At 74.7% G+C, this 14,006-nt stretch carries 14 protein-coding genes; 10 read left to right on the plus strand and 4 right to left on the minus strand.

Translation table 11 applies throughout. From position 1 onward, the window contains the following. The first annotated feature begins 36 nt into the window (after positions 1-36). From E7Z53_RS03435 to yczE, 3 genes are all read left to right on the plus strand, one after another. Positions 37-741, plus strand: coding sequence for an HNH endonuclease family protein (locus E7Z53_RS03435; RefSeq protein ID WP_244296623.1), 705 nt, complete (start codon positions 37-39; stop codon positions 739-741). Positions 742-791: 50 nt separating this feature from the next. Then, entirely contained in the window at positions 792-1,691 is a 900-nt protein-coding gene (locus E7Z53_RS03440; protein WP_017831862.1) for an SDR family NAD(P)-dependent oxidoreductase, read from the plus strand. 115 nt (positions 1,692-1,806) lie between these two features. Continuing rightward, positions 1,807-2,445: a membrane protein YczE gene (gene yczE / locus E7Z53_RS03445; protein WP_422386539.1), complete on the plus strand. Its 639-nt coding sequence runs from the start codon at positions 1,807-1,809 to the stop codon at positions 2,443-2,445. 78 nt (positions 2,446-2,523) lie between these two features. Here yczE and E7Z53_RS03450 read toward each other — a convergent pair whose 3' ends face one another. Continuing rightward, positions 2,524-3,105: a TetR/AcrR family transcriptional regulator gene (locus tag E7Z53_RS03450; protein ID WP_017831864.1), complete on the minus strand. Its 582-nt coding sequence runs from the start codon at positions 3,103-3,105 to the stop codon at positions 2,524-2,526. A 90-nt stretch (positions 3,106-3,195) separates the two neighbouring features. On the opposite strand from E7Z53_RS03450, the gene E7Z53_RS03455 reads away from it, so the two are divergent. Beyond that, positions 3,196-4,377 (plus strand): MFS transporter, encoded by a 1,182-nt coding sequence (locus E7Z53_RS03455; protein WP_217905345.1) that lies wholly within the window; start codon positions 3,196-3,198, stop codon positions 4,375-4,377. Between the two features lie 91 nt (positions 4,378-4,468). Here the strand turns inward: E7Z53_RS03455 and E7Z53_RS03460 are convergent, their stop codons facing one another. Beyond that, positions 4,469-5,881, minus strand: coding sequence for a phenylacetate--CoA ligase family protein (locus tag E7Z53_RS03460; protein ID WP_217905346.1), 1,413 nt, complete (start codon positions 5,879-5,881; stop codon positions 4,469-4,471). 198 nt (positions 5,882-6,079) lie between these two features. Here E7Z53_RS03460 and E7Z53_RS03465 point away from each other — a divergent pair, with 198 nt between their 5' ends. The 6 genes from E7Z53_RS03465 to E7Z53_RS03490 all read left to right on the plus strand — a co-directional run bounded on the left by E7Z53_RS03465 (position 6,080) and on the right by E7Z53_RS03490 (position 12,811). Beyond that, positions 6,080-6,781: a response regulator transcription factor gene (locus E7Z53_RS03465; protein WP_035924157.1), complete on the plus strand. Its 702-nt coding sequence runs from the start codon at positions 6,080-6,082 to the stop codon at positions 6,779-6,781. After that, the gene (locus E7Z53_RS03470) at positions 6,778-7,923 is read left to right on the plus strand and encodes a sensor histidine kinase (protein ID WP_017831868.1); all 1,146 of its coding nucleotides are present in this window, start codon (positions 6,778-6,780) and stop codon (positions 7,921-7,923) included. Before E7Z53_RS03465 ends, E7Z53_RS03470 begins: the two co-directional genes overlap by 4 nt. Positions 7,924-8,021: 98 nt before the next feature. After that, positions 8,022-10,235, plus strand: a complete 2,214-nt coding sequence (locus tag E7Z53_RS03475; RefSeq protein WP_126349514.1) for a copper-translocating P-type ATPase — start codon at positions 8,022-8,024, stop codon at positions 10,233-10,235. A 62-nt stretch (positions 10,236-10,297) separates the two neighbouring features. After that, positions 10,298-10,969 carry a DUF305 domain-containing protein gene (locus E7Z53_RS03480; protein WP_176337163.1) on the plus strand — a complete coding sequence of 224 codons (672 nt, stop codon included), beginning with the start codon at positions 10,298-10,300 and terminating at the stop codon, positions 10,967-10,969. Positions 10,970-11,045: 76 nt separating this feature from the next. Next, complete coding sequence (locus E7Z53_RS03485) at positions 11,046-11,318, plus strand: SHOCT domain-containing protein (RefSeq protein WP_017831871.1); 273 nt, start codon at positions 11,046-11,048, stop codon at positions 11,316-11,318. Further along, positions 11,315-12,811, plus strand: coding sequence for a multicopper oxidase family protein (locus tag E7Z53_RS03490; protein WP_176337164.1), 1,497 nt, complete (start codon positions 11,315-11,317; stop codon positions 12,809-12,811). The genes E7Z53_RS03485 and E7Z53_RS03490 overlap by 4 nt, the downstream gene beginning before the upstream one ends. Before the next feature lie 57 nt (positions 12,812-12,868). On the opposite strand, the gene E7Z53_RS03495 is transcribed toward E7Z53_RS03490, so the two are convergent. After that, positions 12,869-13,276, minus strand: coding sequence for a four-helix bundle copper-binding protein (locus E7Z53_RS03495; RefSeq protein ID WP_176337165.1), 408 nt, complete (start codon positions 13,274-13,276; stop codon positions 12,869-12,871). Between the two features lie 243 nt (positions 13,277-13,519). Beyond that, a complete protein-coding gene (locus E7Z53_RS03500) occupies positions 13,520-13,945 on the minus strand; it encodes a hypothetical protein (protein ID WP_176337166.1) in 426 nt (141 codons plus the stop codon). Positions 13,946-14,006 lie beyond the last annotated feature (61 nt).

Below are 14,006 nucleotides of genomic sequence, written 5' to 3' on the forward strand. Positions count from 1 at the left end.
CATCCCCCTTCCTGGAGGCCCCCGATGTTCCTCAGCATGCTCTTCCGTGCCCGCCCTTCCGGCGACGGCTCGCCCACTGTCGGCGGCCCGCTCCGGACTGCCGCGGCATCGGTGGTCGTGGCCGGTCTGGTCCTCGTCGGTGGTGCTATGCCCGTCGAGGCGGCGACGACCTACAGCGCCTCGTTGCGCACCGCAGTGAAGTCCCTGCCCGTGGCCGGGGAGAACAACGTCGGCTATGACCGGGCCAGGCAGTTCGGCGACTGGAACGACGCCAACCGCGACTGCCAGAACACCCGCGCCGAGGTGCTGCAGAACGAGTCCAGGGCGAGCATCAGCTTCACCACCAGCAAGCGCTGCACCGTCAAGGGCGGGCGCTGGATCACCACCTGGGACGGGAGGGTGCACACCTCGGCCACCACGGTGCAGATCGACCACACGGTGCCCGTCCACGAGGCCTGGGGCTCCGGGGCGCGGTACTGGACGAAGGCCAAGCGCGTGGCGTTCTACAACGACCTCGGCGACCACCGCACGCTCAGCGCCCAGACCTCCGCGCTGAACTCGGCCAAGCAGGCCCGGGGCCCCGAGGCCTGGATGCCGCCGCGGAACCGCTGCGGCTACGTCGGGGAGTGGGTGGCGGTGAAGATCCGCTGGGGTCTCAAGGTCGACAGCACGGAGAAGGCCGCCCTGACCCGGATCGCCGCCTCCTGCCCCAACGTCACCCTCACCGTCAGGAAGGCCTGAGCCGGGCGGACGGATCCCGGGCGGGCGCGGCGCGGAGGAGCGGCCGGGTCGTGCAGAGGGGTTGCTTCGATCCTGCCCGGGTGCAGCGGGCGCCGCAGCGCCACGACGACGTCGTCGGGAACGGCGTGCTGCCCGTCCTGCTCGAGCCGGCTGTGGCCATCCGGGCTCGCCCCGGCGAGCATGGGGTCATGACACCACTGGGACGAACCCGCACCGCTCTGGTCACCGGCTCCACCAGCGGCATCGGTGCCGCCACCGCACGGACACTGGCGGCTCGAGGGTGGTATGTCGGCGTCACGGGCCGTGACCGCGCCCGCGGGGACGGCGTGGTGGCCGGGATCCGCGACCGCGGAGGGCGGGCGGACTTCATCGCCTCCGAGCTCACCGCCCCCGCGGACGACCTCCGGGCCTTCGCCCGCGCGGCCGCGCAGACCCTGGGCGGTCACGTCGACACGCTGGTCCACAACGCCGCCGTGTGCCCCGCCGTGGACACCCTCTCCCTCACCGACGCGGATCTCGAGGCCGCGCTCGCCGTCAACGTGCGTGCCCCGCACGTGCTCACGGCCGCCCTGGCGCCGGGGATGGTCGAGAACGGCAGCGGGGCAATCGTCGTCATCGGCTCGTGGATGGCCCACGTCGGCAGCCCTGTCGTGGGGCTGTACTCGGCGACGAAGGCGGCGCAGATCCAGCTCGCGCGCAGTTGGGCGGCGGAGTTCGGGTCGCACGGTGTGCGGGTCAACACCGTCTCTCCCGGAGCGACGCGGTCCCCGGTCAACGCCCCGGCCGACGACGTGATCGCCCGGATCACGGCCGCCACTCCCGCCGGGCGTCCCGGGACCCCGGAGGAGATCGCCGCCGCCGTCGCCTGGATCGTCTCCGACGACGCCGCCTACCTCCACGGCGCCGAGATCCACGTGGACGGCGGCATCACCAGCACCCGGCGGATCTGAAGCCGGCCGGTCCTCGGCCGCGCGGAGGGCCGACGACGTGCCGGGCGGGCGGCGGCCTCGCCGGCGATTCCGGCCCGTGCGCAGGGAGGGCCCCGCCGGTGCGAAGATGATCCGCATGAACTGGAGTCCGCGCGCCCTCGCCCGCTCGATCGACGGGCCGGGGTCGCGCCGGCTGCCCCGGCGGCTCGTGCAGCTCTTCGCCGGGCTGGTGCTCTACGGCATCACCATGGGGATGCTCGTGCGGGCGGAGCTCGGTGTCATCCCGTGGGACGTGCTGCACCAGGGGCTGTCCCGGCAGTTCGGGCTGAGCATGGGCACGGTGGTCATCGTGGTCAGCGTGCTGCTGCTGCTTCTCTGGATCCCGCTGCGCGAGCGGCCCGGGCTGGGCACCCTCAGCAACGCCGTGGTGGTCGGGCTGGTGCTCGACGCGACCCTGGCGGTGCTGCCTCCGGTCGAGTCCTTGCCGCTGCGGGTGCTGCTCGTGCTCGCCGGCGTGCTCCTCAACGCCGTGGCGACCGCCGCCTACATCGGGGTGCACCTGGGCGCCGGCCCGCGGGACGGGCTGATGACCGGCCTGGTCCGGCGCACCGGGGGATCGGTGCGCGTGGTCCGCACCTCGATCGAGGTGGTCGTGGTGCTCGCCGGGTGGGTGCTCGGCGGCACCGTGGGGCTGGGCACGGTGCTCTACGCCCTGGCCATCGGCCCGCTGGTCCAGGTCCTGCTGCCCCGGCTGAGCGTCCGCCTCCACCGCTGACGCCAGGCCCCGCTCTGCACGCCCGCACCGAGGTGGCCCCGGCGTCGGGGTCCGGAGCCGCCCGTCGCTGGTGAAGGGTCAGGCGCGGCGGTGGGCTCGGACCGCGGCGGAGGCCAGGCGGCGGCCGACCTCGATCGGTGAGCGCGGGGTGCCGCGGAGGAAGGCGGCCAGGGTCCCGCCGTAGGCCAGGAGGACCTCGTCGGCCAGGTCCTGGGCGCGTCCCCCGGCGAGGGGCCGGGAGAGGTGCAGGAGTCGCTCGGTGAGGAGGGCGGTGTCCGCGGCCAGGACGGCGCCGATCTCGTCCGCGGCCTCGGGAAGCTCGGTGGCCGCGGCCAGGAAGGCGCACCAGCGCGCCGGGTGGGGCTGGTCCCGCCGGTAGGAGGCCAGGGCATCGAACACCGCGAGCAGCCGCGCCGTGTCGTCGGCGGCCGCGACCACGTGCTGGTCCCAGACCGACCGCCAGTCCGCCAGCCGGACCCGCAGCGCCTCGGCCACCAGGGCGTCCTTGCTGCCGAAGTGCGTGTACAGGGTGGCTGCCGAGACCTCCGCCTCGCGCAGCAGCTCGTCGACGGGCGTGGCCCGGATGCCGCGGTCGAACAGCACGCGGTCAGCCGCCTGCAGCAGCCGGGTGCGCGCGGGGAGTCGCGGGACGGTGGTCACCCCACCACTGTATCGATCCCTCGTTCCAGAACGAGCGTTTTGGTGTAGCGTTACGATCGTTCTGGTAAGCGACGTGCGAGAGGGAGTTCCATGCGAGCTCTGGTGATCAGCGGGATGGCACTGATCGCGGCGACCTACGGGCTGGCGCGCTTCGGCTACGGCCTCTTCCTGCCCCGGTTCACCGAGACCTTCCAGATGGGCTCGGCCGTCTCCGGGCTCATCCAGGCCGGGAGCTTCCTCTCCTTCTGCCTCGCCGCGGTGCTCGCCTCGCGCCTGGCCGCCCGCCCGCGCCTGGTCGTGGTGTGCGCGGGGGCGACGGCCACGCTGGGCACGGCAGGCGTGGCGGCCTCGCCCACCGCGGTCGTCCTCGCGGTGAGCGTGGTGCTGGCCGGGGCCGGCGCCGGGTTCGCCACCCCGGGCCTGGTCACGCTCATCGAGCGCAACCTCGCTCCGGAGCGCCAGGAGAGTGCCCAGACGGTCGTCAACGCCGGCACCGGGGCGGGCATCGTCGTCGCGGGCGTCCTCATGCTCCTCACGATCGGCCAGTGGCGCCTGGGGTGGGCGGCCATCGCCGTCCTGGTGGCAGCGGCCACCGTGGCCACCCTCCGGGCGGACCGGTCCGCGCACCGGGCTCCGGCCGCGGAGCGGCCCGCGCGGGTGCGGGTCCGTGATCTGGTGCCGCTGGCCCTGCCCATCGCCGCGGCGGCGCTCGCCGGTGCCTCGAGCGCCGCGATCTGGACCTTCGGGCGCACGGCCATGGCCGAGTCCGGCACGGGCGAGGAGTCCTATTCCATTGCGGCCTGGATGGTCCTGGGGGCGTTCGGCGTGCTGGGCGCCGCCGCCGGGAAGATCGTCCAGGTCTGGAGCCTGCGGACGGCGTGGGTCTCGACCGCGGTGGCCATGGCCGGCGCGACCGTGGTCCTGGGCGCGGCGCCGGGGGCGCCGCTCGCCGCGTTCGTCTCCGCGGCCGTGTTCGGGGCCGGCTACACCGCCCTGTCCGGTGTCCTCATCGTCTGGGCCGCGCGGGTGATTCCCGATCGCGTGTCCGAGGGCACCGCCGTGCTGTTCATCGCCCTCGCCGTCGGTCAGGCGGCCGGCTCGGTCCTCCTGGGCGTCCTGTTCGATCCCGCCGCCCCGGTCCTGGCCTTCGCCGTGGCCGGTGCGCTCGGGATCCTCGCGGTGCTGCCCGCCCTGAGCGGCCGGTCCGGGGCGCGGTCCTCCCGCACCACGCCGGCCCCGCACCCCGAGGGGGCCGGCAGCCCGCGGGCCTGATCAGGCGCACGCGGGCCACGAGGACGAGCACCGGGCAGCTCGATCCCCGTCCGTCCGGCGAGGCCCGCCAGGCGACCGTCCGGCGGACCCGTCATGGTGCGGGGAGCGGGACGACGGTGCGGTACTTGCCGCCGGTGCTCTGCTGCGGTGCCTCCGGGGCCCGGTCGACGGCGACGTGCCCCAGGCCCAGGTCGCCGAGCAGATCGGTGACGGCGCTCAGCGCGGCGGCCCACACCTGCTCGGGGTCCTCGCCGGCCGCCGGGAGCAGCCGCACCCGCAGGCCGGCAGGGGCGGTCTGCACGACCTGGAACAGCTCCACGCCCGGGACGCGGTCGATGACGGTCCCCAGCGCGAGCGGGGGCACCGCGACCAGGCCCCGCCCGTCGTCGTCGGGGAAGGCGAGGACGTCCGAGGCCCGGCCCTGCACGCGCAGGGCCGGGGCCGGGTTCCCGCAGCCGCACGGTTCCGGCTTCATCAGGACCCGGTCGCCGACGTCGTAGCGGATGATCGGCTGGACCCGGTTGGCCAGGTTCGTCATCAGCACCGTGTGCGAGACGGTCCCGGGCGGGACGGGACGGTGCTCGGCGTCGACGGGTTCGAGAACGACCCAGTCCTCGACCAGGTGCAGCCAGCCCCGGGCGCAGCTCGAGGCCGCGTAGCCGATCTCGGTGCACCCGTAGACCTCCCGCACGGGCGCCCCGAAGGCCCGCTCGATCCGGGTGCGCTCGTCCGGCGGCAGACCCTCGGCGGTGCTGAGCACCAGCACCGGGCGCAGGCGCAGCCGCCCGGCCTCCTGCTCGGAGGCCAGCAGGCGCAGCACACTGGCGTAGGCGCCGAGCATGAGCGGGCCGAAGGCGTTGAGCTCGGCCACCAGCTCGGGCAGCGGCCGGTGGATCGAGAGGATCCTGAGCCGGCGGTGGCGCCGCGGTCGCTCCCGCATCTCCCGGGTGCTGGTGGCCACGGCCAGGAAGTGCCCGCCGGTGGCCACGACCGCGGCGAACCGGCCCCCGCGCACCGTGAGCCGCACCAGGTCCCGCCCGGACAGCCAGCCCGCGGACAGCCGGGCCATCATCCCCGAGGTCACCGCCCGGTACCGGTCGTCGAGCACGAAGAGACCCCGGGTGCCGGTGGTGCCGGCGGTGGTGGCCACCAGGTACCTCCCGGCGAACCGCTCCCCGATCCGGGCCGGGTCCGCCACGAACTCCTGGACCGCCGCCAGGGTCACGGCCGGGTCCGTGGCGACCTCGTCGAAGTGGGCCATCAGCTGCCGCTTGTCCGTCACCGGCAGGGAGGTGACGTCCTCGACCCGCTCCGGCAGCCCCTGGTAGAGCCGCCGGTAGTAGGCGGAGTGCTCCCGCGCGAAGGCCACGAGCTCGGCCAGCCGCTCCCGCTGCCGCCGGCGCAGCGCCGCCGGACCCTTCCGGTGGGCCCGGCGGGCGTCCCACCACACCCAGGTCGCGCTGGCCCCCCGGGCGCCCGCCGCCGCGCTCCGTCGTGTCCCCATGGCACGACTCTAGGAATCCGGCGCCGGGGGAGACAGGGCCGCCGGGCAGGTGACGGAATCGGTCACCGGTTCCCCGGACGGGCGGCAGCCGGCCGGGGCGCACCGTCCCGCGGCGTGCTCCGTGAAGGTTTGGCGAAGATTCCCGCGCTGACCGCCCCCGGGCGCCGCCGCCCCGCGGCGGGGGAGGACACTGAAGTCATGAATCCTGGCACTGACGCGGCGGCCGGGCGGGTGCTGGTGGTGGACGACGAGAAGCCCCTGGCGCAGATGGTCGCCACCTACCTGACCCGCGGCGGCTACGAGGTCGCCACCGTCCACACCGGCCCCGACGCCGTGGAGGCCGCCCGCGACCGGAGCCCGGACGTGGTGGTGCTGGACCTGGGGCTGCCGGGGATGGACGGCATCGAGGTGTGCCGCAGGATCCGGGGCTTCTCCGAGTGCTACGTGCTGATGCTCACGGCCCGCGGGGACGAGGAGGACAAGCTGGCCGGACTGGCGGCCGGGGCCGACGACTACATCACGAAGCCCTTCAGCGTCCGCGAGCTCGTCGCCCGGGTGGCCGCGGTGCTGCGCCGGCCCCGCACCACGGTGGCCCCGGTCGAGCCCGCCCGGGAGTTCGGCGAGCTGACCGTCGACCTCGCGGCCCACGAGGCACGCGTGGGCGGGGAGGCGGTGGCGCTGACCCGCACCGAGTTCGAGCTGCTGGCCGCCCTGACGGCCCGGCCGCACGAGGCGCTGACCCGCCGCCGGCTCATCGACACCGTGTGGGGGCCCTCATGGGTGGGTGACGAGCGGATCGTGGACGTGCACATCGGGCACCTGCGCCGGAAGCTCGGGGAGGACCAGGCCGCCTTCGTCGACACCGTGCGCGGGGTCGGCTACCGGATGGTGGCGCGATGACCCGCCGACGACACCCCCGCGGCCTGGCCTCCCGGTTCTTCCTGGCCCAGGCCATCGTGGTGGCCGCCAGCATCCTCGCCGCCGTGGCGGTCGCCTCCCTGGCCGGACCCGCGATCTTCCACGAGCACCTGATCATGGCCGGGCACGCCGAGAACTCCCCCGAGCTGCTCCACGTGGAGCGGGCCTACCGGGACGCCGGTCTCATCGTCCTGGGCGTGGCCCTGGGCACCGCCGTGATCTGCGCCGCGGCGGTGACCTGGCTGTTCACCCGCCGCCTCCGGCGGCCCCTCGCCGCGCTCACCGAGGCGGCGCGGGGCGTGTCCCGCGGCCGCTACGACACCCGGGTCCCGGCCCTCGGCGCCGGCGTCGAGGTGGACGCCGTGGCGGCCTCGTTCAACACCATGGCCGAGCGGCTGGAGCGCACCGAGGAGCTCCGGCGGCGGATGCTCTCGGACCTCGCCCACGAGATGCGCACCCCGATCTCGGTGCTCACCGTCTACTGCGAGGCGCTGCAGGACGGGGTGGCGCAGTGGGACGAGGCCACCGGCGAGCTCGTGACCGACCAGCTCGGACGCCTCACCCGGCTGGTCGAGGACATCCACGACGTCTCCCGGGCCGAGGAGGGCCGGATCGACCTGGACCGCGCCTCGCAGCCGGCCGGCGACCTGGCCCGCTCTGCCGCGGAGGCCCACCGGGAGGCGTACGCCGCCAAGGGCGTGCGGCTCGTCCTGGACGTCGACGACGACGCCGGGGTGGTGGACGTGGACCGGCAGCGGATGGGGCAGGTGCTGGGCAACCTGCTCACCAACGCCCTGCGCCACACACCGCCCGGCGGGCAGGTCTCCCTCGGCGTCGTCCGGCGGGGTCCGGGGCAGGTGGCCGTCACCGTTGCCGACACCGGCGACGGCATCGCCGCCGAGCACCTGTCCCGGGTGTTCGAGCGCTTCTGGCGCGGGGACAGCGCCCGGGACCGCGACCACGGCGGCTCCGGGATCGGCCTGACCATCTCCCGGGCCCTGGTCGAGGCCCACGGCGGGACGCTGACCGTCACGTCCCCCGGGCCCGGGGCCGGGACGGCCTTCACCGTGGAGCTGCCCTCCCGTCAGCGGGCGGGGCCGGAGCCGGCCGGGATCACCCGATGACACACCTTGCCTTATACCCCCTAGGGGTATATACCTAGGAGGAGCAGGCCCACCTCGGTCCCCACCGAGCGGACACCAGTTCTCGCAGGAGGAAGATCATGCGCTCCCCGCACCAGGACCACGGCCGCCCCGCCGCCCCGGAGCAGCCCGCGGACGCCCACGGCCACGAGCAGCACGCCGATGCCGGCACCCACGGACAGGCCATGCCGCACGAGCACGCCCACTCGGCGGTGGACGAGGACCACCAGGTCCACACCCACGGCGAGCACGCCGGGCACTCCACGGCGATGTTCAGGAACAAGTTCTGGCTCAGTCTCGTGCTGGCGGTCCCCGTGGTGGTCTTCAGCCCGATGGTCGGGCACCTGCTGGGCTACTCCGTCCCCGGGTTCCCGGGCTCCACCTGGATCCCTCCCGTGCTGGGCACTGTCATCTTCGTCTACGGCGGGGCGCCGTTCCTGAAGGGCGGACTCACCGAGCTGAGGAGCCGGCAGCCGGGGATGATGCTGCTGATCGCCATGGCCATCACCGTCGCCTTCGTCGCCTCCTGGGTCACCACCCTGGGGATCGGCGGGTTCGACCTCGACTTCTGGTGGGAGCTGGCCCTGCTGGTGGTCATCATGCTGCTGGGCCACTGGATGGAGATGCGCGCCCTCGGCGCGGCGTCCTCCGCCCTGGACGCCCTGGCCGCGCTGCTGCCCGACGAGGCCGAGAAGGTCGTCGACGGCGACACCGTCACCGTGCCCGTCGCCGAGCTGGCCGTGGGCGACGTCGTGCTCATCCGTCCCGGCGCCCGGGTCCCGGCCGACGGGGAGATCGTCGCGGGGACGGCCGAGTTCGACGAGTCCATGATCACCGGCGAGTCCAAGGCCGTCAGCCGGGCACCCGGCGACACGGTGGTCGCCGGGACCGTGGCCACCGACACCACCGTGCGCGTGCGGGTGGAGGCCGTCGGCGCCGACACCGCTCTGGCCGGGATCCAGCGGATGGTCGCGGCCGCCCAGGAGTCCTCCTCCCGGGCCCAGGCCCTGGCCGACCGCGCCGCCGCGCTGCTGTTCTGGTTCGCCCTGGCCGCCGGCATCCTCACCGCCGTCGCCTGGACGCTGCTGGGCAGTCCGGACGACGCGGTGATCCGGACCGTGACCGTGCTGGTCATCGCCTGCCCCCACGCCCTGGGCCTGGCGATCCCGCTGGTCATCGCGATCTCCACCGAGCGCGCGGCGAAGGCCGGGGTGCTGATCAAGGACCGGCTGGCCCTGGAGCGGATGCGCACCATCGACGTGGTGCTCTTCGACAAGACCGGCACCCTCACCGAGGGCGCGCACGCGGTCACCGGCGCGGTCCCGGTCCCCGGCACCTCGAAGGGAGAGCTCCTGGCGCTCGCGGCGGCGGCCGAGGCCGACAGCGAGCACCCCGTGGCCCGCGCCATCGTCACGGCGGCCGCCCAGGACCCCGAGGCGCAGCGGCTGGGCCTGCGCGGCACCGACCTCCGGTCGGCCACCGGCCGCGGCGTCCGCGCCACGGTCGACGGCGCCGAGATCACGGTCGGCGGACCCAACATGCTGCGCGAGCTCGGCCTGTCCACGCCCGCGACGATCACCGGGACCACCCGTGAGTGGGTGGCGCGCGGCGCCGGGGTGCTCCACGTCCTCCGGGACGGAGCGGTCATCGGCGCCCTGGCCCTGGAGGACAAGGTCCGCCCCGAGTCCCGCGCCGCCGTGGCCGCTCTGCAGGACAGGGGGGTGCGGGTGGCGATGATCACCGGCGACGCCCGCCAGGTCGCCGAGGCCGTGGGCGCCGAGCTCGGCATCGACGAGGTCTTCGCCGAGGTCCTCCCGCAGGACAAGGACACCAAGGTCGTCGAGCTCCAGTCCCGGGGGATGACCGTGGCGATGGTCGGCGACGGCGTCAACGACGCCCCAGCCCTGGCCCGGGCCGAGGTCGGCATCGCCATCGGCACCGGCACCGACGTGGCCATGGAGTCGGCCGGGGTGGTCCTGGCCGGCAACGACCCCCGGTCCGTGCTGTCGATGATCGAGCTGTCGCGGGCCAGCTACCGGAAGATGATCCAGAACCTGGTCTGGGCCGCCGGCTACAACGTCGTCGCCGTGCCACTGGCCGCCGGGGTGCTCGCCCCGATCGGGATCGTGCTGTCCCCGGCCGTGGGCGCGGTGCTGATGTCGGCGTCCACCATCGTGGTGGCGCTCAACGCCCAGCTGCTGCGCCGCCTCGACCTCGCCCCGGCCCATCTGGCCTCCGTCGGCACCGAGGACCGCCGGGCCCCCGAGCAGGCCGGCACCGTCCCCGCCCGCTGAACCACCCCGACCCCCCGAGACCGAACCCCCGAACCCCCGAACCGAAGAGAAGGACACCCACCGTGAAGCGTTCCACCACCCTCACCACCCTCGCCCTGGCCTCGGCCCTCGCCCTGGCCGGCTGCGGCACCAGCGGCGCCCAGGAGGGCGCCGGCACGGACGCGGAGACCGCTGCCCCCGCGGCCTCCGCCCCTGCGGCCACCAGCACCGGTGCGGCCTCCGGCGAGCCGATCGCCGCCGAGCACAACGACGCGGACGTGATGTTCGCCCAGATGATGCTCCCGCACCACGAGCAGGCCGTGGAGATGAGCGAGATGTTGCTGGCCAAGGACGACGTCCCGGCCGAGGTCGCCGAGTTCGCCCAGAGAGTCATCGACGCCCAGGGCCCGGAGATCGAGCGCATGAACGACATGCTCACCGCCTGGGAGGCCGAGCCCCTGGCCGACGCCGAGGACATGGACGGCATGGACCACGGCTCCGGGGCGGGCATGAGCGGGATGATGAGCGAGGAGGACATGTCCGCCCTCGAGGACGCCCAGGGCACCGGGGCCGCCCAGCTGTACCTGGAGCAGATGACCGTCCACCACGAGGGCGCGGTCGAGATGGCCCAGGAGCAGATCGAGCAGGGGCAGAACCCGCAGGCCGTCGAGCTCGCCCGCCAGGTGGTCGCAGACCAGGAGGCGGAGATCGCCGAGATGGAGCAGATGCTCCAGGAGCTGCCGGACGGTTCCTGACCGCCCCGGTGACCGGCGTCGTCGCCCACGGGCGGCCGCCGGCAAAAGCCGACCGACCGATCGAAGGAGGACCGCGATGATGTGGGGCGACGGCATGGGAGGGGGCATGGGCTGGATGTGGATCTTCTGGCTCCTGCTCGTCGTGGGCACGGTCGTACTGGTCGTCGTGCTCGTGAAGCTGCTCACCGGGAACTCGGGCGGCGGGACCCGGCAGGGCGGTTCCGCGCCGCCGACGGGTGCCGGCCCGCGCCGGTCCCGGGAGATCCTCGAGGAGCGCTACGCGCGCGGGGAGATCAGCACCGAGGAGTTCCGGGAGCGGCTGCGGACCCTGGAGGAGGGCGACCGGTGAGCCCGCTGACCCGCCGGCAGCTGCTGGCCCTGGGCGCGGCCGGCGCCGGCGCCGCGGCCGTGGGCGGGGCCGGGCTGTGGTGGACCGGCGGCGGGGGTGAGGCCATCGGCGGCGGCCGGGAGCTGCTGCAGCCCGAGGTGCTGTCCAGCCGGGACGGGGCCCTGGACCTGGCCCTGGCGGCGGCCCCCGCCCGGGTGCGGATCGGGGCGCGGACCGCGCACGTGCAGGCGTTCAACGGCTCCCTGCCCGGGCCCACCCTGCGGGTCCGCCCCGGGGACACGCTCCGGGTGGCGATGACCAACGGCCTGGACGACCCGACGAACCTGCACGTGCACGGCCTGCACGTCTCCCCGGCGGGCAACGGGGACAACCCCTTCGTGAGCATCGCCCCCGGAGACTCCTTCGACTACGAGTTCGCCCTTCCGGACGACCACCCGCCAGGCACCTACTGGTACCACCCGCACCACCACGGGCACGTGGCCGACCAGCTCGCCGCCGGGCTCTACGGGGCCATCGTGGTCGAGGACCCCGACCCCGTCCCGGTGGCCCGGGAGCGGGTGCTGGTGATCTCCGACCTCACCCTGGACGCCTCCGGAGAGCCGGCCGAGGTGTCCCCGCCCGAGCGGATGATGGGCCGGGAGGGGCAGAGCGTGCTGGTCAACGGTCAGGTCCGTCCCGGGGCCACCGCCGCGCCCGGGGAGCGGGAACTGTGGCGGGTCGTCAACGCCTGCCCGGCCCGGTTCCTGCGCCTGAGCCTGGACGGGCAGGACCTGCGGCTCTCCGGCCGTGACGTCGGCCGGCTGCCCGAGGCGCTCGAGGTCACCGACGTGACGCTGGCGCCGGGCAACCGGGTGGAGCTGCTGGTGGACGCCCGGGCTGGCACCTCCGTCCTGGTGGCCACCCCGGTGGACCGCGGCAGCATGGACGGAATGATGAACGGCATGACGGGCCCGGGCGGGGACCGTCCCGGCTCCGGCGGTCCGGTCGAGCTGCTCACCCTGGAGGTCGCCGGGGACCCGGTCGAGCAGGCCGGGCCCGTGCCCGCGGGGCCGGCGCCGCGGGACCTGCGCGAGGAGCCGGTCGAGGCCCGGCGCACCCTGGACTTCGCCATGGGCATGGGCATGGGCATGGGCGGGATGATGGGCGGCATGCGCGGCCCCGGGCAGATGATGTCCTTCACGATCGACGGCCGGCAGTTCGACGCCGGGCGCACCGACCAGCGGGTCCGGGTGGGCACCGTGGAGGAGTGGACCCTGGCCAACTCCAGCCCCATGGACCACCCGGTGCACCTGCACGTGTGGCCGATGCAGGTCGTGGCCGAGGCGGGCCGCGAGGTCTCCGGACCCCGGTGGCAGGACGTGGTCAACGTCCCGGCCTTCGGGGAGGTGACGGTCCGGGTGGCCTTCGACGACTTCGCCGGCCGCACCGTCTACCACTGCCACATCCTCGACCACGAGGACCTCGGGATGATGGGCACCCTCGAGGCCCGCTGAGGGCCGGCGGAAGCAGGGGAGCCCCGTGCACCGAGCGGGCCCGGCCCTCCGCCGGGCTCAGCCCAGCGAGGCGAGGAGGTCGGCGCAGGCCTGCTCGCAGCGGCGGCAGGCCTCGGCGCAGACCTTGCAGTGCTCGTGCATCTCGGCGTGCTCGGCGCATTCGTCCCCGCAGGCCTTGCACGCGGTACGGCACGCCTCGAGCGCCGCGCGGACGACCTGGGCGTTGTCACCGGTCCGGCGGGTGAGCACGCGGCCGGTGCTCACGCAGACGTCGGCACAGTCGAGGTTCTTGCGGATGCACGTGGTCAGCTCGGCGACCATGTCCTCGGCCAGGCAGGCGTCGGCGCAGGCGGTGCAGGTCTGGGCGCACTCGAAGCACGCCGCGATGCACTCGGCCAGCTTCTGCCGGTCGACGTCCCCCAGGCCCTTCGGGTAGGTCTCGAGCATCGAGGTCACGTGGGTCATGGGCTCGCTCCTTCGTCCGTACTGCCGCGGTGCGGACCGGTCGGAACCGGGCCGCCGTGCAACCGACAGTAAACTGCCGATCCGGCGGAGTGAAGCCCCGGGCGTTGAAGATTCCGTGAAGAAACCCTGGCCAGGGAGGGTGGACGGACGAACCGGTCGGCGTCGGCCGCCACTGGCGGTCGCGCCGCGGCCGCGTTCCGGCCTCGCTGAGCCGCGGGCCCCGCCTCCGCGCCGGCTCCCGGGTCAGCGAGTGCGGCGGGACACCGCGGGCGGCGGACCGAAGCCGCTCACGGCGTCCCGCAGGGGCGGCGGCGCGCCGTGCTCGGGCTGGTGGATCCGCTGGGGCCCGCCGGAGGCGACCCAGCGGTTCAGCGCCTCCGCCCGCTGCGCGTCCTCGAGCCCGCTCAGCCACACGGTGGGGCCCACGTGCCCGCTGGGCCCGTCCCGCCGTGCGACGGCGACCAGCGCGGCCATCTCGCACCGTCCCAGGCACGGGGACGCGATCAGGACGGCCCCGGCCGTGCCCCTGACCACCTTCCGGAGGTCCTCCGCCTGCTCGGCGGTCCCGGTCATCCGGCGCAGGCCGGCGCACCGGTGGCCCTGGCAGACCGCGACCAGCGGACCGCTGGCGTCGGTGGTGGTCTCGCGCGGAGCGCTCTTGCGGGTCATGGAATGGCCTCCTGGGTCGATCGACGAGGTCGCCGGCCGGCGGCTCCTGCACCAGGCGCCG

The organism is Kocuria salina, from assembly GCF_013368965.1.
Classification (GTDB): Bacteria; Actinomycetota; Actinomycetes; order Actinomycetales; family Micrococcaceae; genus Kocuria; species Kocuria rosea.